Here is a 21,470-nt window from a genome sequence, read left to right on the forward strand (position 1 = left end):
CCGTTAAGACATGCCTAATTTCTTTATCGATCGCCCCATATTTGCGTGGGTGATCGCCATTATCATCATGCTGGCCGGGGGACTTGCGATCCTGAAGCTGCCTGTTGCGCAATATCCAACGATTGCGCCACCGGCAGTAACGATCTCCGCAACCTACCCGGGCGCTGATGCGAAAACGGTGCAGGATACCGTTACGCAGGTTATCGAACAGAACATGAACGGTATCGATAACCTGATGTACATGTCCTCAAACAGTGACTCAACCGGTACGGTTCAGATCACCCTGACCTTTGAATCCGGTACGGATGCGGACATTGCGCAGGTTCAGGTGCAGAACAAATTGCAGCTGGCGATGCCTCTGCTGCCGCAGGAAGTACAACAGCAGGGCGTGAGCGTCGAGAAATCGTCCAGTAGCTTCCTGATGGTTGTCGGCGTGATCAACACCAACGGCACCATGACGCAGGAGGATATTTCCGACTACGTGGGCGCCAACATGAAGGACGCCATCAGCCGTACGTCAGGTGTGGGTGACGTTCAGCTGTTTGGTTCCCAGTACGCCATGCGTATCTGGATGGATCCGAATAAACTGAACAACTTCCAGCTGACGCCGGTTGACGTGATTAACGCCATCAAAGCGCAGAACGCCCAGGTGGCAGCCGGTCAGTTAGGCGGTACGCCGCCGGTCAAGGGCCAGCAGCTTAACGCCTCGATCATCGCGCAAACCCGTCTGACCTCCGCGGATGAGTTCAGCAAAATTCTGCTGAAAGTGAATCAGGACGGTTCGCAGGTTCGCCTGCGTGACGTAGCGAAAGTGGAGCTGGGCGGCGAGAACTACGACGTTATCGCGAAGTTCAACGGCAAGCCGGCATCTGGTCTGGGTATCAAACTGGCGACCGGCGCTAACGCCCTGGACACCGCGACGGCTATTCGTGCAGAGCTGAAGAAGATGGAACCGTTCTTCCCGTCAGGTCTGAAAATCGTTTATCCGTATGACACTACGCCGTTCGTAAAAATTTCGATTCACGAAGTGGTAAAAACCCTGGTTGAGGCGATCATCCTCGTCTTCCTGGTAATGTACCTGTTCCTGCAAAACTTCCGCGCGACGCTGATCCCAACCATCGCCGTACCGGTTGTATTGCTTGGGACCTTCGCGGTTCTGGCGATATTTGGCTACTCGATAAACACCCTGACGATGTTCGGGATGGTGCTCGCCATCGGCCTGCTGGTGGATGACGCCATCGTGGTGGTCGAAAACGTCGAGCGTGTGATGGCGGAAGAAGGCCTGCCGCCGAAGGAAGCAACCCGTAAATCTATGGGCCAGATCCAGGGCGCGCTGGTCGGTATCGCGATGGTACTGTCCGCGGTATTTATCCCGATGGCCTTCTTTGGCGGCTCTACCGGTGCGATTTACCGTCAGTTCTCCATCACCATCGTTTCGGCGATGGCGCTGTCGGTACTGGTTGCGCTGATCCTGACGCCAGCCCTGTGCGCGACGATGCTGAAGCCGATTCAGAAAGGCGGACACGGCGAGCATAAAGGGTTCTTCGGCTGGTTCAACCGCATGTTTGATAAGAGCACGCACCACTACACCGACAGCGTGGGTAACATCCTGCGCAGCACCGGTCGTTACCTGCTGCTCTATATCATCATCGTGGTGGGGATGGCATTCCTGTTCGTTCGTCTGCCAAGCTCGTTCCTGCCAGATGAAGACCAGGGCGTGTTCCTGAGTATGGCGCAGCTTCCGGCCGGTGCGACGCAAGAGCGTACGCAGAAAGTGCTGGATGAGATGACCGACTACTTCCTGACCAAAGAGAAAGACAACGTCGAATCCGTGTTTGCGGTTAACGGCTTTGGCTTCGCGGGTCGTGGTCAGAACACCGGTATCGCCTTCGTTTCTCTGAAAGACTGGTCTGAACGTCCAGGTGCAGAGAACAAGGTAGAAGCCATTACCGGCCGTGCAATGGGCACCTTCTCACAGATTAAAGATGCGATGGTCTTTGCCTTTAACCTGCCAGCGATTGTTGAACTGGGTACGGCGACCGGCTTCGACTTCCAGCTGATTGACCAGGGCGGTCTGGGCCACGAAAAACTGACGCAGGCGCGTAACCAGCTGTTTGGCGAGGTGGCAAAACACCCTGACCTGCTGGTGGGCGTGCGTCCTAACGGTCTGGAAGATACGCCGCAGTACAAGATCGATATCGACCAGGAAAAAGCGCAGGCGCTGGGTGTTTCCATCAGTGACATTAATACCACGCTGGGCGCCGCCTGGGGCGGTAGCTACGTTAACGACTTCATCGACCGTGGTCGCGTGAAGAAAGTGTACGTGATGTCCGAAGCGCAGTACCGCATGCTGCCGAACGATATCAACAACTGGTACGTTCGCGGTAGCGATGGCCAGATGGTGCCGTTCTCCGCCTTCTCAACCTCGCGCTGGGAATACGGTTCGCCGCGTCTGGAGCGTTATAACGGCTTGCCATCGATGGAAATCCTCGGTCAGGCAGCGCCAGGCCGAAGCACCGGTGAAGCCATGAACCTGATGGAAGAACTGGCCAGCAAACTACCTGCGGGTATCGGCTACGACTGGACCGGCATGTCCTATCAGGAACGTCTGTCCGGTAACCAGGCCCCTGCCCTGTACGCCATTTCTCTGATTGTGGTGTTCCTGTGTCTGGCGGCATTGTATGAGAGCTGGTCGATTCCGTTCTCCGTTATGCTGGTGGTTCCGCTGGGGGTTATCGGTGCACTGCTTGCCGCGACCTTCCGTGGGCTGACCAACGACGTTTACTTCCAGGTGGGCCTGCTGACAACCATTGGCTTGTCGGCGAAGAACGCGATACTCATCGTCGAATTCGCCAAAGATCTGATGGAGAAAGAAGGAAAAGGCCTGATTGAAGCCACGCTGGAAGCCGTTCGTATGCGTTTGCGTCCAATCCTGATGACGTCCCTGGCGTTTATCCTCGGCGTTATGCCGCTGGTTATCAGCTCCGGCGCGGGCTCCGGCGCACAGAACGCGGTAGGTACGGGTGTAATGGGTGGTATGGTCACGGCGACCGTTCTCGCCATCTTCTTCGTACCGGTGTTCTTTGTGGTGGTTCGTCGCCGCTTCAGCCGCAAAAATGAAGATGTTGAGCACAATCATTCGGTAGAACATCACTGATACCGGTTTCACATGATAAAAAGGCCGCATTTGCGGCCTTTTTCATTTTCAGAAAAAATCATAAAATAGACCTATTGCTTTTCTATTTATTTTCTTCTTTTTAAATGAGGCCTGCATAATAGGCCGATAACTTACACCAGGAACTCAGCCTTCTTTTATTATCATTTTGCGGCGTAAATTATTCGGACTATTCCTAAGTAACGGAAATTATCTGAAGATATCTGGTTTCGGACTTCACATGAAACTTTGCGCTAACTCAATGAATTTTAAGGAACCGATAAAAAACGGTTTTTTATTTGATTAACGTGGTTGCTGCAAAAGGTACATTTGCGTAAAGGCTCGCACAGTAACGATTTAATTGTAATTTTTCGTAATAGCGCGGTGAAATCTTGATCAGAGTGGCTTATAGTTAGAGTTATCAGGAACACAGGTCCCATGTGGCTAAGCAAGTTGTATCCATCCCGACATGATGTTCGGTGAGTAAAAAATCACTCAGAAGGGGATGCGCTATGGACGAGTACTCGCCAAAAAGGCATGATATCGCGCAGTTGAAATTTCTCTGCGAATCCTTGTACCATGACTGCCTTGCCAATCTTGAAGAAAGTAACCATGGCTGGGTGAACGATCCAACGTCTGCTATCAATTTACAGCTTAACGAGCTGATCGAGCATATCGCCACCTTCGCACTTAATTATAAAATTAAGTACAATGAAGATAATAAGTTGATAGAGCAAATTGATGAATACCTGGACGACACCTTTATGTTGTTCAGCAGCTACGGCATTAACGCACAGGATTTGCAGAAATGGCGTAAATCAGGAAACCGTCTATTTCGCTGCTTCACTAATGTCAGCAGAGCTAATCCGGTTAGTCTTTCCTGTTAAAATTATTACAATTACTAAGGTGAATTTATGTCTGATAAACCATTAACAAAAGTCGATTATTTGATGCGCCTGCGACGCTGCCAGTCAATTGACACCCTCGAACGTGTTATTGAAAAAAATAAATACGAGCTCTCTGATAATGAACTGGCGGTATTTTATTCAGCTGCCGACCATCGTCTGGCTGAACTAACCATGAATAAACTGTATGACAAGATCCCCTCTTCGGTATGGAAATTTGTTCGTTAATCGTTGAAGAGAGACTGTAAAGGCACTACGCCCGTTGTTAAGCTGAATTTACCTTTCGAATTACGCTTCAAGTGCAAACGCCAGGTTCCCGTATAAAACGTATTTATGCGCATAAATGTTGTGACTCCCGTCACAGCCGCTTTTAGGGAACGTTCCCTTTCTGGTTAATCCTCTTTACGCTGCGTAAAACGATTCCAGAGAGGTTCCCATGAGTGAAGAAAAACAGAAGATGATTGCAGGTGAATATTACCGCCCTGGCGATGACACGCTGAGGGCTGACCGTTTACGCGCGCGTCATCTTGTTCACCGCTATAACCATACCGCACCCGATGAGAAGGCCGAACGTCGCGCCTTATTAGCTGACCTGCTGGGTCAAAGCGAAGGCGCCTATATAGAACCGAGCTTCCGCTGCGACTACGGGTATAACATCTATCTGGGCAAAAATTTTTATGCCAACTTTGACTGCGTCATGCTGGATGTCTGCCCTGTCCGCATTGGCGATAACTGTATGCTTGCGCCGGGGGTGCACATTTATACGGCCACGCATCCTCTGGATGTGACCGAACGTAACAGCGGGCTGGAGTACGGTAAACCGGTCACCATTGGTGATAACGTCTGGATCGGCGGACGTGCGATCATTAACCCGGGCGTAACCATTGGCGATAATGCGGTTATCGCTTCCGGCGCGGTAGTGACCAAAGACGTGCCGGCCAATGCTGTCGTGGGCGGCAATCCGGCGAAAATCATTAAAATGCTCTAAGCGCATCCTGAGTAACTGTTATGCTTTTTCCTGGCATAACTGTTACTTTCATCGCGTAAACCCCTCTCATAAAATAAGCAGATCACCTGTATTTTCAACAATCATAAAGGCAAAAAATGACAGAGATACAGCGCCTGCTTACCGCCACCATCGACGATCTCAATACTCGCGAAAAGCGCGACAATCGCCCGCGCTTTAGCATCAGCTTTATTCGCAAACACCCCGGGTTGTTCGTCGCCATGTACGCCGCCTGGCTGGCAACGCTTATCGTCATGCTGAAGTCTGAAACGCTGGTCGATTCCGTCTGGCTGCTGGTAGTGCTGTTCGTGGTGTTTAACGCGTTTTTCTTTTTCGACGTCAATCCGCGTTACCGGTATGAAGATATCGACGTACTCGATTTCCGCGTGTGCTACAACGGGGAGTGGTACAACACGCGTTACGTGCCGAAGGAGCTGATCGACAGCATCCTGCACTCGCCGGCTGTCGAAGCCGGGCAAAAAGAGAAGTTGCAGAAAATGGTCACCACCAAGGGCCAGCTCTCTTTTTATGATGTCTTTACCCTTTCCCGCCCCACTGCTGCGTAATTAACGCCTGAAGACGTCGGATACCCGGCGCAAACTGCGAAGCAGAGGTATTGCCGTAACCTAAAACCAGACCGGTTTGCCCCTGCTTCGTCTCAAGGTAATATCCGCTCAGCGCAGCGGGTGCCAGCTGAAACGCTCTTGCCTGCTCCACCAGCCGCTGGTCGTCGATACCGTCAATCGCCAGCGCCAGGTGCATCCCTCCTTCTCCGGCAAGAACGCGATGCGGCGTATGAAGCTCTGCGCTTAGCACCTCTCGCAGTTGGCGGTATCGCTTACGATAAAGTCGGCGCATGGCGGCAAGATGTCGCGCATAGTGGCCTTCCTCAATAAACAGCGCCAGGGTGCGCTGTTCAGCGCGATGCCCGCCGCGCAGCAGCGAGCCGATGGCGGGACGTGCCGCCTTCGCCAGCGCTGGCGGTAACACCATGAACCCCATTCGGAGCGACGGAAACAGCGTTTTGCTGAACGTCCCCAGATACACAACGGGCGCGTTGTTGACCATACCCAGCATCGCCGGGACGGGCTCACCGGTATAACGGAATTCGCTGTCGTAATCGTCCTCAATGATCCACGCGTTGTGCTGCCGGGCCAGTTCCAGCAGCGCCAGACGCCGCCGCGCGCTGAGTACGCTTCCGTAAGGGAACTGATGCGATGGCGAGGTAAAAATCAGCTTGGGTGAAGGCGCACACAGCCCTTCCCAGCACATCCCCTCGTCATCCACCGGTATGCCGGTCATCGCCAGGCCGGTTTTGACAAAAGCGCTTTTGGCGCCGCTATAGCCGGGATTTTCCACCCAGGCGACATCCCCCGGCTCGCTTAACAGCATTGTGCACAGATTGACGCCCTCCAGCGCCCCTTCGGTTATCACTATCTGGCTGGCGTCACAGTCAATGCCGCGGGAGAGCGCAAGATGGCGGGCAATGGCGGCCCGTAGCGACGGCTCGCCGGCAGGGTCGCCATACCCTAACAGGGCGCTTCCCTCCTCGCGCAGGACGCGATCGTACAACCGCCGCCACAGCGGCAAGGGGAAATAGTTGATGGCAGGCGTTCCCGGCGTAAACGCCATCACCGGAGTGTCACGCGGCACAGGCGCGGGCAGCCGGGCGACACGTTTTGTCAGCCTGACGTCCGGGTCCGGTAATGTCCGGGCAATCGTACGAGGAGCGAATTGCCCCACCCGCGTGCCCTGGCGGCTACGCAGCAAATAACCTTCGAGCGTGAGCTGGTCCAGCGCCGCGTTGACGGTATTTCGGGACACCGAGATCTGATGCGCCAGCGTTCGTGAGCCGGGCAAATGGCTGCCGGACCGAAGCCTTCCGCACAGTATGGCCTCCCGCAAAGCAAGATAGAGCGCGCGCTGGAGCGTCTCTGTCCCACGTTTTTTCAGCGCAGCATGGAGCAAGGTGTATAGCTCATCACCCGGTATATTCATCATTCCTCCTTGTGGTACCAGAAAAACATAACCTGGTGGTTCTTTTTAAGGAACCAGCAATTCATTAATCTGGAGATCTTCTTAACATCATGGAAATAAAGATGAATACATTCAATGAGTTTGGTCAACCTGTAGGGGAAAGCCTTATCGACTGGCAGCCTCGGCCGCACCCGTCCCGGGTGGTACTTCAGGGTCGCTATTGTCGGCTTGAGCCGCTGCGCATGGAGCATGCCCACGCGTTGTTCTCTGCGTATTCCGTGGCCGGAGATACCCGAAGCTGGACGTGGCTGCTGCGTGAGCCCGATGCCACCGCAGAGGAGTTTGCCGAATGGGTGGCGAGCGTAAGCGAATTAGCCGATCCCATCCACTTTACCGTTATCGATAACCAGACCCAGTCTCCTGTCGGGACGCTGTCCCTGATGCGGATCGATCCTAAAAACGGCGTCGTGGAAGTGGGACATGTTCACTTCTCGTCACTGTTAAGCCGCACGCCCATGTCGACAGAAGCGCAGTATCTGCTGATGCGGTACGTGTTCGATACCCTGGGCTACCGGCGTTATGAATGGAAGTGCAATAGCCTGAACGAACCCTCCCGCAAAGCGGCCCTGCGTCTTGGCTTTCAGTTTGAAGGGCGTTTTCGCCAGGCGCTGGTCATTAAAGGCCGAAACCGGGACACCGACTGGTTTTCAATTCTCGACAAAGAGTGGCCAGCGCTGGCGAGCGCCTTTGAAAGCTGGCTTGCCACCGACAATTTTACTGCCGACGGCAAACAGAAAAGATCCCTGGAAAGCTGGCGAGAAACGCGCGTCTAGCGCCTTTTTTTACGCCCCTGCACCGCCTTAAAGCGCGGGTTAGATTTGCAAATCACGTATAAGCGTCCCTTGCGTTTGACTATCTGGCAATCCGGGTGACGCTGTTTTGCACTGCGCAATGAGTTAAGCACCTGCATGATTAGCCTCGCTTCGCATCAAGAAAGCCGCCAAAACGCTTGCGGAAGCGTGCCGCGCTGCCATCTGTCGAGAAGGTCTTCTGCTTCCCGGTGTAAAACGGATGTGATTTAGAGGAGACATCAAGAGTAACGTAAGGATACGTTTTCCCCTCAAGCTCAATTTCACGATCTGTCTTAATCGTTGAGCCAACTTTAAAATATTCATTAGCCGTGGTGTCGTGAAACACAACGGTGCGATAGGTTGGATGGATATTCGGTTTCATCTCTGGCCTTCATGTATTGTTATAACATAACAAAATACTATCTGAGCTTTGCTGCAAAAACAACCCCTGTGACGCGCAGCCTGTTTTTGAAAGGTTTATTCAGATACCTGCCTGAGACGGTTGCATGCTATAACTATATCATTTACCGATAAAAACTTTTTCCTCTGGCGCGCAAACTCCAGGCCCGGGGCGGGCATATGGGAAGGATAAAACAGCATGCGAACCCGACATCTGGTCAGCCTGGTGACAGGCGTACTGATCTTCTCTGTGCTGGTCCCTGTGTGCCTCAGTATCTGGCTGGCGCATCGTCAGGCTGAGGAGAAATTTGTGGACGCGCTGGACAGCTATGCCTCGCGTGTCCTGATCCGTACCGACAGAGTCGTTGCGCAGGCAAAACAGGCGCTCACGCACCTACAGACATTCCACGCCCCGCCCTGCACTCCCCCGCATTTACGCGAAATGCGCCGGGTCGCGTTCTCATGGCGCTATATCCAGGAAGTGATGTATATCGATAACCTGAAACCGCTCTGCTCATCGCTTGAACAATCCAGTGATACGGCGATCTTACCGCCCCCAATGCGGATCACCGAAGATGGTTATAGCGCGTGGCTCACCTCGCAAAACGACCTCGGCATTCAGCGTTATATGGCCGTTCTGGGGAAAGGACATTATCTGGTAATGGTCGATCCGGCGTCGCTTGTGGATGTTGTTCCGTTTGGTGAAATCTCAATGGATGCCGCCCTGGTGGGCAGCTCAACCCATCATATATTTGCCAGAAGCAATGTTCTCGACCCGTATATTCTCTCTGTCGTTAAGGAGCAGCAGGACGTTACGCGCGTGCAATACAACGGCTCAATGTACGTGATGAAACCTGTACCCGAACTGGGGTTTACGGTGATCGCTTGGGTGTCGTTAAAACCGCTGGCGGCTTCCTGGCACCAGCAACTGATCATCTGGCTACCGGCTGGCATACTGCTAAGCCTGGTTGCTGCCCTTATTGTCATGCGCATTCTCCGCCGTTTGCTGTCCCCGCGTCACCGCCTGATCGACGCGATCAACAACCGGGAGATCGAGGTTCACTACCAGCCCATCGTGGCGCTGTGTAGTGGAAAACTGGTGGGTGCTGAAGCGCTGATGCGCTGGCCGCAGCCAGATGGCAGTAACCTGTCGCCTAATCTCTTTGTTCCGCTGGCTGAGCAGACAGGGCTTATTTCAACGCTGACGCGGCTAGTGGTAAATGAGGTATTTGAGGATCTAGGCGCCTGGCTACACCATCACCCGGAACTGCATATTTCTGTCAACCTTGCGCCATCGGATTTAACGTCCCCCGAGCTGCCTCGCCAGCTGAGTCAGTTGCTCAACAAATGGGGCGTCCACCCGCGCCAGATCGCCCTTGAATTAACCGAGCGCGGGTTTGCCGATCCTGCCGTCAGCGTACCTGCTATCGCTGCATTTCGCCGCGCCGGGCACGCTATCTACATTGATGATTTTGGCACGGGTTACTCCAGCCTGAGCTATTTGCAGGATCTGGATGTCGATACTCTGAAGATTGATAAATCCTTTGTGGATGCGCTGGAGTACAAGCACGTGACTCCCCACATCATCGAAATGGCCAAATCGCTTAAACTGGCGATGGTCGCAGAAGGCATTGAAACTGAAGGGCAGATCGAATGGTTGCATCGCCACGGCGTGCAGTACGGCCAGGGCTGGTATTTCAGCAAGGCGCTGCCTAAAGAGGATTTCATTCTCTGGGCCGCGCACAACCTCAGGAAATAAACCGATTGTGCGGTGTTACGTGCGGCCACGGCAGTGGCCGCACGTTTCGGCTCAGCCGTTCTGCTGCCAGCTAAACGTGTAGCGCAGCCGGCGGTTTTGCAGAATGAAGGCCGGGGCTACGCTCGGGCTCCATGAGTCGTCCCCCCCTACGCCCATGTGAAACGCATCAAGATTCAACCAGCAGCCAGCCTCTTCCCGCAGCAAGTGCTGATGCGTTGTCTCATGCAGCTGCCGCTGGCTATAACGGCTCAGGGAGAAATGGAACTGTCCCTGCAACTGATGGGAGCCAAACGTCAGCTCGCGGGTGTCGCAGCGCAAACCGTTCTCCGTCGGGAAGATATACGGCGTCTGCATCTCTTCCAGCGGTAACGCCCAGCGCCCCTGCTGCGCCGCCAGTTTTCTGTCCGGATAGTTTTCCAGCGGGCCTAGTCCCAGCCAGCGCACCGTTTCCGGGATATCCGCCATCATAACGCTCAGGCCCACGCGAGCGGGCTCAGGAATGTCAGACGCCACCGTCACCTGCACATCACCGTGCAGCACCCCGTGGTCATCAATCCGCCAGACCTTGCAGCTGATAAACAGCGCTTTACCCTGATGCTCCCAGACGTGCTGCGTGGTCACTATCACCTCACGGTTATGCTGCTCCGCTTCACACTGGAGGAGGCGCGCGGACATCTCATACATCCCTGCCGCTTTCCAGCGTTCCACCCACGCGTTCGGATCGATGCGGGTCGCCTCGCTGACGCCAATGTCATTGTCCAGCGGCGCGCGGGTGAAGTTATCCGTTAGCGGAGAACGGAGCGTTTCAGCGCCCTCGTTCCACCACTGGGTCAAGTTTCCGGTGAGACGGCTAAACTGCCAGCGCTGCTGCTGATGAGTAATGTCCAGCGCCTCGTCCTGCACCGTTAGCTGCGGAGGGGTTCCGCCTGCTTTCGGTGGCGCAAGGTACAGCGGCGCCGGAAGCGGCCACTGATCCCAGGCACAACGGTGGCCGGGCGGCGACCACGGCGTGGCCTGCGGCTGAACGATCTCCACGTTGAGCCAGACCTCGCCCGGCTCAGCGACAAGTTCAGGCAGCGGGATCTCAACGTGCTGCGTCCCCTCGGGCGCAACAGAAAGGGGTGTTTCGCCGGAAGCCAGTACCGCACCGTCACGCGCCACCGACCATCGCAGATACTCGTTGTCAGTATGACGGAACAGATAATCGCTCTGGATCTCGACGACCAGCGGAGCGGTGCTCACCAGCGTAAAGGTAAAGAACTGCTGGGCACGCTGCGCCTCGTAAAGGGCGGGATGCGGAGTGCGATCGGGAAACACCAGCCCGTTGAGGCAGAACTGTCGGTCGTTGGGCTTATCGCCAAAATCGCCGCCGTAGGCCCAGAATACCGTGCCGTCTTCCGCTTTTTTCGTCAGCGCCTGATCGACCCAGTCCCAGACAAAGCCGCCCTGCAACCGGGGATGGCTGCGGAATGCCTGCCAGTAGCTGGCAAAGCCGCCAAAGCTGTTGCCCATCGCGTGGGCATACTCGCACAGGATCAGCGGACGGGTTTCGTCCGGCATACCAATCCACTTTTTAATCGACCACTTTGGCACCGCCGGGAACGGCTGATCCTGATCGACGCGAGCGTACATCGGGCAGACAATATCGGTTGCCGCCGTACTGGCGCCGCCGCCTTCATACTGCACCGGCCGCGTGGGATCGGTGGTTTTCAGCCAGCGGTACAGCGCATCGTGATTCGCCCCATGCCCGGACTCATTCCCCAGGGACCAGATGATGATGGACGGATGATTCCGGTCCCGCTGCACCATACGCGTTACGCGTTCGCTCATGGCAGGCAGCCAGCGCGGATCGTCCGCCAGGCGGCTCATTGGCACCATGCCATGGGTTTCAATATTCGCCTCATCAACCACGTACAGGCCGTAGCGATCGCAAAGCGTGTACCACAGAGGATGGTTCGGATAATGCGAGCAGCGCACGGCGTTGAAGTTATGCTGCTTCATCAGTTCGATGTCGCGGCGCATGGTCGCCTCATCCATCACCTGCCCCTTCTCAGGATGATGTTCGTGACGGTTCACGCCGCGGATCAGCAGCGGTTTGCCGTTAAGCTTCAGCTGGCCGTTGCTGATTTCGACGCGTCTGAAACCGACATTGCAGGCTTCAGTCTCCAGCACGTTACCCTGCGCATCCCGAAGCGACATTGTCAGCCGATAGCATTCCGGTGTTTCAGCGCTCCATAGCGCAGGAGCGTTCACGGGTATCGCCACCCTAAGCCGTTCTGCCCAACTGCCGCGTTCGTCCACGATGGCCGATCCGGGCTGCTGCGTGGTTTGCGCGCAGGCTTCGCCGTTACGCCACAGGGTAAACGCCACCTCGCATTCGGCGTAGCGTGTGCCTTCCAGCGCAACGTCAACCCGGAGTTTCGCCCGATCGCATTCGGCATTCAGATCGGTCACGATCTGATAATCGGCAATTCGCGTTTCCGGCTTGTGCAGCAGCGAGACGTCACGGAAAATGCCACTCATCCGCCACATGTCCTGATCTTCCAGATAGCTTCCGTCGCACCAGCGTAACACCATCACCGCCAGGCGGTTCTGCCCCGGTCGCAGCACCGCGCTGAGATCGAACTCCGCAGGCAGACGGCTGTCCTGCGAATAGCCCATCCACTGGCCGTTACACCACAGATGAAAAGCTGAATTCACCCCGTCAAAAATAATGCGGGTTTGCCCGCTGCACATCCAGGCGTCATCCATCTCAAATGTGAGCGAGTAACAACCGGTTGGGTTTTCAGCCGGAACATAGGGCGGGTTCACATTTATCGGATAGGTGACGTTGGTATAGATGGGAGTATCAAATCCCTGCATCTGCCAGTTCGACGGCACGGGCATCTCAACGGCATCAGCCAGATCGTCCGTTATCCATGCCTCCGGAACCTGCTCTGGCGCCGGGAAAAAGCTGAATCGCCAGATGCCGTTAAGCAGACGCTTGCTCCGCGAAGGCTTATCCTCGCGGGCGAAGGTTTCATCGCGCCAGCTATGAAAAGGCGCGTGTGCGGCCAGACGATTCCACTGCGTCACACCCGGGTTTTCCCAGTCACGACGCGCCAGAAGTGCGCTGAGAGTCAGCGGCAATGTAGAAGACATATCAACCTCTTTGCGAAGCGCTCACAATTTTAGCCAACATGCCCTGGTAAACGGTAGCGGTAAAGACTTTGATCGTCACCAGGCGAGCACGATCACAAAAGTGCTAGCTGCGCGCCAGTTTCTCCGCCAGCAGCGCCAGCGTTCTGAGCTGTTGCGCAAGATCTTCACGATCGGCCTGCTGTGCGGCGCGCGGCGCGGTGGAATGACGCACGCTCAACGTAACGGGAAGTTGTTCCTGCCAGCATTCGTCGTGATGGGCAGGTGCCATCAGCCACTCCACGCTGCGCTCACCGGCCTCGCGGAACGCCTGCCGAACGGTGGTGAGCGGAGGTGAAAACCACGCGCTGTCAGCCGTATCATCAAACCCGACAACCGAGATTTGCCCCGGTACCGCAACGCCTTTTTCCGCACAGGCGCGTAAAACGCCAAGCGCCATCTGATCGTTAGCGACGAGGATCGCCTCCGGCAGCTGCGCGCCCGCCAGGAGCTGATGCCCTTTCTCATAGCCCGAAGCCGCGCTCCAGTCGCCCTGCGCCACCGCAAACGCCTCCACGCCGGCCTGAGCGAGCGTGGTTTTCCATCCCGCCAGACGAGCCCGGGCAGAGACAGAACTTTCCGGCCCGGCGAGCAGCGCAATTCGCTGGTGCCCCAGCGAAAGCAGATGCTCTGCCCCCAGGGCAGCGCCCTGTTCGGCATTGAAAACGAGACTGTTAACCCGAGCTGTGGGGGACACATCGAGAAAAAGAACCGGGGTCGGCGAGGCCATTTCCTGAAGCATTTCTGCCAGGGCATCTTCCAGCGGAACGTTCACCAGCAGCGCCTCTACGCGCTGCGCCAGTAATTCCTGCAAAGCAGCCTGACACTGCGCGGGTTGCTCCACCATGGAGATGAGTACGCTAGCCCCCTGCTCCACTGCCCGGGATTTTACAGCTGAGGCGATTTGCGACGGCGCATGTAGCGCCAGATCGCTGGTCATCAGCCCCAGCGTACGGGTGCGTTTCCCGGCCAGCTGCTGCGCGCCACGGTTGGGCACATAGTGTAGCGCCGCCATGGCCTGCCGGACCTTTTCCCGCGTACGGGCAGAAACGTGTTCCGCGTCGTTAATCACCCGGGAAACGGTCTGATAAGAAACGCCTGCCACGCGGGCAACGTCATAAAGAGTGATCGCTTTCATACATTCTGGCGTCGTGAAAAGAGAAGTCTCTATTCTGACACAGTTACGCCATCATAGCCTGTGAGCGCTTCGCAAAATTAAACAATCCGCTCCGGCTGTGGAGCTTTCTGAATGCGCGGTCTCTGGCGAAACCACGGCAAACAGAGCTGGATCAGCGGGCCGATGGTTAATGCATACAGCACGGTTCCAACGCCAAACGCTCCCCCGAGGAGGTAGCCGACGATCAACACAGTCACCTCGATCGCGGTACGCACGCTGCGGATCGACCAGCCCAGCCGGGCGTGTATGCCGGTCATCAGGCCGTCGCGCGGACCTGCGCCAAAACCCGCGCCGATATACATCCCGGTGGCAAGGGCGTTAACCACAATGCCGGAAACCAGCAGGGTGATGCGCACGGGCAGCGAGGTGAGCTCAGGGATCAGCGCCATTGACGCATCTGCCGCCAGACCAATACAAATCACATTACTGATAGTGCCCAGCCCCGGCAGCTGACGCAGCGGGATCCACAGCAGCAGCACCGCTGCCCCGGTTAAAATAATCACCGTGCCGATGCTCATCCCTGTCTGGATGGCGACGCCAAGGTGAAAGACATCCCAAGGGTCGACACCCAGATCCGAACGAATAAACATCGCGGTTGAAAGCCCGTACAGGCCTAAACCGACATAAAGTTGTACCAGACGACGTACCATTTTCTCTTCTCCGAAGAACCAGGTTCCATCTTCGGTGAAAATGGCACTATGATTAATGTCCAGTTTTCAAATAGTGGACTGCACATGTCATCACGTCGTTTTGGAAGCCAGTCTCTGGTACGCCTGTTAGGGCACTGGCAGCAAGCCTCTTCCCGTACCCCGCTGTGGCGCCAGCTGGCTGACGCGTTACGCCTGTTGATTCTGGATGGCAGGCTGGCGCTAAACACGCGCCTGCCCGGAGAGCGGGAGCTGGCCACCGCACTGAGCATAAGCCGCACCACCATCAGCAGCGCGCTGGCGCATCTGCGGGAAGAAGGTTATCTGGAGAGCCGTCACGGCAGCGGTTCGCGGGCGATCCTGCCAGACAGCCGCGCCGTGCCCACGCTTTCCACAGCCAGTGCGGCGCTGGATCTCTCAACCGCCGCGCTCAACGCGGGGCCAGAGATCCACCAGGCCTACGCCCACGCGCTGACGGCCATCACGCCGAATCTGGCGCTGACCGGGTACGATCAGCTTGGGCTTCCGGCGCTGCGTGAAGCTATCGCCGCCCGCTACACCGCACGCGGTCTGCCCACCCGGGCAGACGAAGTGATGGTGGTGAACGGCGCCGTCAGCGGCTTTGCCCTGATCTTAAGAATGATGACCGGTCCCGGGGATCGCGTGGTGGTGGATCATCCCACTTACCCGCTGGCAATAGCCGCCATTCAGGGAGCGCTATGCCGGCCCGTGGGCGTCTCGCTGCCTGAAACGGGTTGGGATACCGACGGTTTTGCCGCAACGCTCGCCCAGACCGCCCCGCGTCTGGCCTATCTGATGCCGGATTTTCATAATCCGACCGGGCGTTGCATGGATGCCGCGACGCGCCAGACCATAACCGACATCGCCGCGCAAACCCGCACCACGCTGGTGGTGGATGAAACCATGGTCGATCTCTGGTTCGATGCTCCCCCGCCGCCGCCGCTGGCCGCCTTTAACCCGGAGGCCGCGGTGATGACGCTGGGTTCCGCAGGCAAAAGTTTCTGGGGTGGGCTGCGTCTCGGCTGGATCCGCGCCTCGTCCCGCACTATCGCCACGCTCGCGCAGACGCGCGACACGCTGGATCTGGGTTCTCCGGTGCTGGAACAACTGGCCACGCTGTGGCTTATCGAAAACAGTGAAACCTTCCTGCCTGCCCGGCGGGAAATGCTGGCAGAACGTCGCGACCGCTGCGGCCAGATGCTGCGGGAACATTTCCCCGAATGGCGGTTTCAGGAAGCGGAGGGAGGGCTCTCATACTGGATTGAATTACCCGGCATGCTGGCGACGCAGCTGGCGGCACGCGCCGAGACGACAGGCATCATTATGGGCACCGGCACGCGCTTTGGGCTTTCAGGCGCGTTTGACCGCTATCTGCGAATGCCCTTCTCACTCAGTCCGCCAGAACTTGAAGAGGCATTATTGCGGATCAAACCGCTGTGGCGTGCGTTAAATAAAAGTGTAGCGCCAGTAAAACGGAGCCTGGTGTAAATTATTCGCCAGAAACAATAAAAACTGCTGACTGTAACGCATGCAGTCAGCAGTTTTCGTGAAGAACAGCTTAATGTTGAGGAGGAATCGGGAAGCCTTTCAGCGAAATAATGAAATTATCCCCTTCTTTCTTTATTTTTGCACCGGTATCACACCAGTCAGACGCAATTCGAAAGAACTCATCACTTCCTACATTCCAGCCAAGACGAACATGTTTCACGTAGCCGGAACGTAACAGATTGCAGGCCTCGTTGTAGTCACTGGCAGTCGATAGTTGTTGTTTCATTTTCTCTTCTTCAGAAGTTTACGTAGTGCTTTGATTTCTTTAGGAGTAAATGGAGTTACGCTCTCTTCTTCCGTATGCTGATTATCAACATCCTCTTCCGATACTCCCGCCTCTTCTACTGCTTCAAATGCCAGCAGCAGCAGTTTCTCTGTGGTCACGCTTAAATTCTCATTATTGTCTTCCGCATAGTGGCGAAGTCTTTCTTTTAGCGCTTCATCAATTTTAACGTTTAAAACCGCAGTAACCATGATTGTCACATCCTTTCGGAACACGTGTTTAATTTAATACACGAAGATAAGTTTGTTATCCAGATATATATTTTTTAGCTTATGACAGAATAAAGGCATCCGAAAATAAAATGACAGTCTATTATTACAGGTTTATGACATTATTATTTCAGTTAAATGAAGGCTGTATTACAGAAAATACAATAGTCACATAATTTAGAAGGTTTATTCAGGGGAACAACTGAGAGGTTCACAAATGGGTGGGGGCCCTGCCAGCTACATCCCGGCACCCACGTCGTCTGCCCTGGCTGCTTCCTTCCGGACCTGACCTGGTGAACAGAGTAGCGTTGCGGGAGAACCAACAGAGCCCCCATTGAGAGCGTTGATAACCAACGCGCTGGCGCATTATCCCTGTGGAGCACCTCAATTGCAAGCCGCTGACAACCGGATGCTGGATTATTGCGCAAACTGCCCCGACAATCTTCTTTATCTTCGTATAACATTACCCTTCGCTGATTTCCCGCAGGAGAAACAATGGACGAACATGACACTTTCCCACAGCGAGTGTGGCAAATCGTGGCTTCGATTCCGGAAGGCTGTGTCACGACCTATGGGGAAGTCGCCCGGCTGGCGGGTTCTCCGCGCGCGGCGCGTCAGGTTGGAGGCGTGCTGAGAAGGCTACCGGAGGGAAGCACGTTACCGTGGCACCGGGTCGTCAATCGCCATGGCGCCATTTCCCTCACCGGGCCAGACTTGCAGCGCCAGCGTCAGGCATTACTCTCAGAAGGGGTACAGGTGTCTGGGGCAGGACAGATTGATATGCAGAAGTATCGCTGGGAGTACTGACGCCCTCTCCCGTCAACATGGAGAGGGCGAAGGAAAATTACATCTGTGTTGGGGGTGTAGGCAGAGTCGGCTGATTGGTTTGCGTTGCAACAGGCACTTCAGTTTGCTGCACCGGTACCAGGGTCAGGTCGATTTTGGTGCCGCCTTTGTTGACCGCTTCCTGTACGGTATCGGTGATAAAGACCAGCTTATCGTTGATCGTTACCGCCGCGCTCAGGAGGATACGCGCGTTAGGCTGGACGTCAGACGGGTTGTACGGCAGCACGAAGCTGAACGGCGCCTGTTTACCCTCTGTACGAACTGCACGCTGAGCAAGGACTTTAGACGGTGCATCCGCCAGAGACGCATCGGATAACGTGACCGTTAAAACCGCGTCCGGCGGCAGAGCGACTTTCTGTTTGATCCAGATGGTACCGGACACGTTAGGCTGTCGAATAGCTTGCTGTGAAAGGGTGTTAATCCCGTTTGGGGTCGCCGTTGGTACCGCTACATCGGCACTCTTATCCGCACAGGCGGACAACGCCACCGCCATTGCAACACCGCTTAACATAGGCACGAGTTTCATTGAAGTCTCCTTATCATCAATGCACCGGCGGGATCGATCCCATCCGATGTCGTTTTATTCACATAACGTAAACAAGTGTGGCACAAATCACGGATTTATGCCTAATTTTGCCCAGGTATTAAGATTATTCTACCCATCGGACCACTATCGTTTCTGCGTTATACTCAGCGTATCTTTCGCCACGGCGTTTATTGAGGACCACTATGAGTCAGGCACTGAACAATCTGCTGACATTGCTGAACCTGGAAAAAATAGAAGAAGGGCTTTTTCGCGGACAGAGCGAAGATTTAGGCTTACGCCAGGTTTTTGGGGGCCAGGTCGTGGGGCAAGCGCTATATGCCGCTAAGGAGACAGTTCCGGCAGACCGTCTGGTGCACTCATTCCACAGCTACTTTTTACGCCCCGGTGACAGCGCTAAACCGATTGTGTACGACGTGGAAGTTCTGCGTGACGGCCAAAGCTTCAGCGCCCGTCGCGTGGCGGCCATCCAGCATGGGAAACCCATCTTCTACATGACCGCCTCCTTCCAGGCGCCAGAGCCGGGCTATGAACATCAAAAAAAGATGCCGCCTGCCCCGTCGCCGGACGATCTGAAATCGGAAACCGAAATAGCCCGCGCACTCGCGCATCTGTTGCCGCCGCAGGTAAAAGAGAAGTTTCTGTGCGATAAACCGCTGGAGATCCGCCCGGTCGAATTTCATAACCCAATGAAGGGGCATACCGCTGAGCCCGCCCGTCAGGTGTGGATCCGCGCCAACGGCAGCGTACCGGCAGACTTGCGCGTGCATCAGTATCTGCTGGGTTATGCGTCGGATTTCAACTTCCTGCCGGTTGCGCTACAGCCGCACGGTGTGGGCTTCCTCGAAAAAGGGATGCAGGTAGCCACAATTGACCATTCCATGTGGTTCCACCGTCCATTCGATATGAATGAATGGCTGCTTTACAGCGTGGAAAGTACCTCTGCGTCCAGCGCGCGCGGTTTTGTTCGCGGGGAATTTTACACCCAGGATGGTGTGCTGGTGGCTTCTACCGTGCAGGAAGGTGTGATGCGTAATCGCGGGTGATGTAAAAAGCCCGGTGGCTATGCTTACCGGGCCTGCAAATTACGCTTTTTCAGGCCGGGTAAGGCGAAGCCGCCGCCCGGCAAGGCACTCAAATTATGCGTTATAGGCATTCTCGCCGTGGCTGTTGACGTCCAGGCCTTCGCGCTCCTGCTCTTCCGGCACGCGCAGCCCTACGGTCATATCAGCCAGCTTGTAACCGATAAAGGCCACAACACCCGACCAGACAACGGTGATTGCGATACTTTCCAGCTGTACCAGCACCTGATGCCCCATGGTTACACCTTCTGCGTAACCCACACCGCCCAGAGATTGGGCAGCAAAGATACCGGTCATGATACAGCCGACAATGCCGCACACACCGTGCACGCCGAATACATCACACGGATCGTCAACGCGCAGAACACGTTTCAGTGCGGTAACGCCCCACAGCCCCGCCAGTCCTGCGACGATACCGATCAGCAGCGCACCGCCTACGCCCACGTAACCGCACGCTGGCGTAATACCTACCAGACCGGCAATCGCCCCGGAACAGGCACCCAGCAGCGATGGCTTGCCGCGAACGGCCCACTCGCCAAATACCCATGAGAGGATAGCGCCGGCGGTTGCCACAACGGTATTCACGAAGGCCAGTGCAGCGATTTCGTTAGCGGCGCTGGCTGAACCTGCGTTGAAGCCGAACCAGCCAAAGTAGAGGATGGCGGTGCCGGTAAAGACCATCGGCAGATTGTGCGGCTTGAATGCTTCCTTCCCGAAGCCCACGCGCTTGCCAATCAGGTAGGCGCCTACCAGGCCTGCTACCGCGGCGTTGATGTGCACAACGGTACCACCCGCAAAGTCCAGCGCGCCATGGGAAGCCAACAGACCACCGCCCCAGACCATATGCGCAATCGGGATATAGGAGAGCGTCAGCCAGACCACCACGAAAATCAGTACCGCAGAGAAGCGGATACGCTCAGCCAGCGCGCCCACAATCAGCCCCACGGTGATGCAGGCGAATGAGCCCTGAAACGCGACATGAATATACTGATAGAAGCTGCCCATTACCGCGGTCAGTTCGATATTTTTCAGCATCGCCCAGTTAACGTTGCCGAAGAAGGCGTTGCCCTCCCCGAAGGCCAGCGAGTAACCGTAAACCACCCACAGCACGCACACCAGCGCGAACGTGACGGCAACCTGCGTCAGCATGGAGAGTACGTTCTTGCCGCGAATCAGGCCGCCGTAAAACAGCGCGATCCCCGGAATCGTCATGAACAGCACCAGCGCGGTGCAAATCATCATAAAGGCGTTATCGGCTTTGTCTGCCACAGCAGGTGCAGCCATTGCCAGGCCCGGCAGCAGTGCCAGCGACCCCAGACCTGTTTTCATTGTTGCTTTCTTCATTTTCTTGATCCCTATCACTGTGTGCCAGGAGTTACTTACAACGCCGCTTCGTCAGATTCGCCGGTACGGATGCGAATAACGCGCTGTAGTTCGGCAACGAAAATTTTGCCGTCGCCAATTTTTCCGGTGTAGGCCGCTTTGCTGACGACATCAATCACCTCATCAAGCTGATCGTCGGCAATCGCCACATCAATTTTCACTTTTGGCAGGAAGTTAACGCTGTATTCCGCCCCGCGATAAAGCTCGGCATGACCTTTCTGACGCCCAAAGCCTTTCACTTCGGTGACAGTCAGTCCCTGAATACCCATGGAAGACAGCGCTTCACGCACGTCTTCGAGTTTGAATGGTTTGATTACCACCGTAACCAGCTTCATATATCCCCTCCAGTCAGAATTCGGTAATGGCCGCAGCTAACACGAGAGTGATATTGCAAAGGGTGTGCCAGAAGTGAAAGGTGAGGAGGAAAGCGCCGCGGCGCGCATGCGCCGGGAAAAAGTGAAAAAAAAACGCACCATGGCAGTGCAGGGTGCGTTTCAGTTTT

General features: G+C 55.6%; 21 protein-coding genes and 1 other RNA gene. 10 read left to right on the forward strand and 12 right to left on the reverse strand.

All coding sequences use genetic code 11. From position 1 onward, the window contains the following. Nucleotides 1-10: 10 nt before the first annotated feature. The 5 genes from acrB to SK53_RS10360 all read left to right on the forward strand — a co-directional run bounded on the left by acrB (nt 11) and on the right by SK53_RS10360 (nt 5,631). A complete protein-coding gene (gene acrB / locus SK53_RS10340; protein WP_022650497.1) occupies nt 11-3,157 on the forward strand; it encodes a multidrug efflux RND transporter permease subunit AcrB in 3,147 nt (1,048 codons plus the stop codon). Nucleotides 3,158-3,666: 509 nt separating this feature from the next. Next, nucleotides 3,667-4,041: an Hha toxicity modulator TomB gene (gene tomB / locus SK53_RS10345; protein WP_006809850.1), complete on the forward strand. Its 375-nt coding sequence runs from the start codon at nt 3,667-3,669 to the stop codon at nt 4,039-4,041. 27 nt (nt 4,042-4,068) lie between these two features. Continuing rightward, complete coding sequence (locus tag SK53_RS10350; RefSeq protein ID WP_015571250.1) at nt 4,069-4,287, forward strand: HHA domain-containing protein; 219 nt, start codon at nt 4,069-4,071, stop codon at nt 4,285-4,287. 208 nt (nt 4,288-4,495) lie between these two features. Then, complete coding sequence (maa, locus tag SK53_RS10355; protein WP_023315537.1) at nt 4,496-5,047, forward strand: maltose O-acetyltransferase; 552 nt, start codon at nt 4,496-4,498, stop codon at nt 5,045-5,047. A gap of 116 nt (nt 5,048-5,163) precedes the next feature. Further along, nucleotides 5,164-5,631 carry a YlaC family protein gene (locus SK53_RS10360; RefSeq protein WP_022650495.1) on the forward strand — a complete coding sequence of 156 codons (468 nt, stop codon included), beginning with the start codon at nt 5,164-5,166 and terminating at the stop codon, nt 5,629-5,631. On the opposite strand, the gene SK53_RS10365 is transcribed toward SK53_RS10360, so the two are convergent. Continuing rightward, entirely contained in the window at nt 5,603-7,063 is a 1,461-nt protein-coding gene (locus SK53_RS10365) for a MocR-like pyridoxine biosynthesis transcription factor PdxR (protein ID WP_048209260.1), read from the reverse strand. The genes SK53_RS10360 and SK53_RS10365 overlap by 29 nt on opposite strands. 101 nt (nt 7,064-7,164) lie before the next feature. On the opposite strand from SK53_RS10365, the gene SK53_RS10370 reads away from it, so the two are divergent. Beyond that, nucleotides 7,165-7,875, forward strand: a complete 711-nt coding sequence (locus SK53_RS10370; RefSeq protein ID WP_022650493.1) for a GNAT family N-acetyltransferase — start codon at nt 7,165-7,167, stop codon at nt 7,873-7,875. On the opposite strand, the gene ykgO is transcribed toward SK53_RS10370, so the two are convergent. Next, nucleotides 7,872-8,012: a type B 50S ribosomal protein L36 gene (gene ykgO, locus SK53_RS10375; RefSeq protein ID WP_003859006.1), complete on the reverse strand. Its 141-nt coding sequence runs from the start codon at nt 8,010-8,012 to the stop codon at nt 7,872-7,874. The two genes, SK53_RS10370 and ykgO, sit on opposite strands and share 4 nt — an antisense overlap. A 2-nt stretch (nt 8,013-8,014) precedes the next feature. Next, nucleotides 8,015-8,275, reverse strand: a complete 261-nt coding sequence (locus SK53_RS10380; RefSeq protein ID WP_015571255.1) for a type B 50S ribosomal protein L31 — start codon at nt 8,273-8,275, stop codon at nt 8,015-8,017. Between the two features lie 216 nt (nt 8,276-8,491). Here SK53_RS10380 and SK53_RS10385 point away from each other — a divergent pair, with 216 nt between their 5' ends. Next, the gene (locus SK53_RS10385) at nt 8,492-10,051 is read left to right on the forward strand and encodes an EAL domain-containing protein (RefSeq protein ID WP_047654117.1); all 1,560 of its coding nucleotides are present in this window, start codon (nt 8,492-8,494) and stop codon (nt 10,049-10,051) included. Between the two features lie 51 nt (nt 10,052-10,102). On the opposite strand, the gene SK53_RS10390 is transcribed toward SK53_RS10385, so the two are convergent. The 3 genes from SK53_RS10390 to SK53_RS10400 all read right to left on the reverse strand — a co-directional run bounded on the left by SK53_RS10390 (nt 10,103) and on the right by SK53_RS10400 (nt 15,055). Further along, nucleotides 10,103-13,192 (reverse strand): beta-galactosidase, encoded by a 3,090-nt coding sequence (locus SK53_RS10390; protein WP_048209263.1) that lies wholly within the window; start codon nt 13,190-13,192, stop codon nt 10,103-10,105. A 103-nt stretch (nt 13,193-13,295) separates the two neighbouring features. Continuing rightward, entirely contained in the window at nt 13,296-14,366 is a 1,071-nt protein-coding gene (locus SK53_RS10395) for a LacI family DNA-binding transcriptional regulator (RefSeq protein ID WP_023315532.1), read from the reverse strand. 77 nt (nt 14,367-14,443) lie between these two features. Further along, nucleotides 14,444-15,055: a membrane protein YczE gene (locus SK53_RS10400; RefSeq protein ID WP_048209266.1), complete on the reverse strand. Its 612-nt coding sequence runs from the start codon at nt 15,053-15,055 to the stop codon at nt 14,444-14,446. Nucleotides 15,056-15,139: 84 nt separating this feature from the next. On the opposite strand from SK53_RS10400, the gene SK53_RS10405 reads away from it, so the two are divergent. Then, the gene (locus SK53_RS10405; protein WP_048209268.1) at nt 15,140-16,561 is read left to right on the forward strand and encodes a MocR-like transcription factor YczR; all 1,422 of its coding nucleotides are present in this window, start codon (nt 15,140-15,142) and stop codon (nt 16,559-16,561) included. Nucleotides 16,562-16,631: 70 nt separating this feature from the next. On the opposite strand, the gene SK53_RS10410 is transcribed toward SK53_RS10405, so the two are convergent. The 3 genes from SK53_RS10410 to ffs all read right to left on the reverse strand — a co-directional run bounded on the left by SK53_RS10410 (nt 16,632) and on the right by ffs (nt 17,438). Continuing rightward, on the reverse strand, nt 16,632-16,847 hold the full coding sequence (locus SK53_RS10410) for a hypothetical protein (RefSeq protein ID WP_015571263.1): 216 nt from the start codon (nt 16,845-16,847) through the stop codon (nt 16,632-16,634). Beyond that, entirely contained in the window at nt 16,844-17,095 is a 252-nt protein-coding gene (locus SK53_RS10415; protein WP_006809862.1) for a hypothetical protein, read from the reverse strand. The genes SK53_RS10410 and SK53_RS10415 overlap by 4 nt, the downstream gene beginning before the upstream one ends. Nucleotides 17,096-17,341: 246 nt before the next feature. After that, an RNA gene (ffs, locus tag SK53_RS22745) (signal recognition particle sRNA small type) lies at nt 17,342-17,438 on the reverse strand. A gap of 170 nt (nt 17,439-17,608) precedes the next feature. On the opposite strand from ffs, the gene SK53_RS10420 reads away from it, so the two are divergent. Next, nucleotides 17,609-17,920, forward strand: coding sequence for an MGMT family protein (locus SK53_RS10420; protein ID WP_003859016.1), 312 nt, complete (start codon nt 17,609-17,611; stop codon nt 17,918-17,920). 37 nt (nt 17,921-17,957) lie between these two features. Here SK53_RS10420 and SK53_RS10425 read toward each other — a convergent pair whose 3' ends face one another. Beyond that, nucleotides 17,958-18,485: a YbaY family lipoprotein gene (locus SK53_RS10425; protein ID WP_003859018.1), complete on the reverse strand. Its 528-nt coding sequence runs from the start codon at nt 18,483-18,485 to the stop codon at nt 17,958-17,960. 203 nt (nt 18,486-18,688) lie between these two features. Between SK53_RS10425 and tesB the strand changes: the two genes are divergently transcribed. Then, nucleotides 18,689-19,549 carry an acyl-CoA thioesterase II gene (gene tesB, locus SK53_RS10430; protein ID WP_022650486.1) on the forward strand — a complete coding sequence of 287 codons (861 nt, stop codon included), beginning with the start codon at nt 18,689-18,691 and terminating at the stop codon, nt 19,547-19,549. A 93-nt stretch (nt 19,550-19,642) separates the two neighbouring features. On the opposite strand, the gene amtB is transcribed toward tesB, so the two are convergent. After that, on the reverse strand, nt 19,643-20,929 hold the full coding sequence (gene amtB / locus SK53_RS10435) for an ammonium transporter AmtB (RefSeq protein ID WP_022650485.1): 1,287 nt from the start codon (nt 20,927-20,929) through the stop codon (nt 19,643-19,645). A gap of 35 nt (nt 20,930-20,964) precedes the next feature. Next, nucleotides 20,965-21,303, reverse strand: coding sequence for a P-II family nitrogen regulator (glnK, locus tag SK53_RS10440; RefSeq protein WP_006809867.1), 339 nt, complete (start codon nt 21,301-21,303; stop codon nt 20,965-20,967). Nucleotides 21,304-21,470: the final 167 nt, after the last annotated feature.

The organism is Enterobacter sp. MGH119, assembly GCF_001037675.1.
Lineage (GTDB): Bacteria > Pseudomonadota > Gammaproteobacteria > Enterobacterales > Enterobacteriaceae > Enterobacter > Enterobacter hormaechei_C.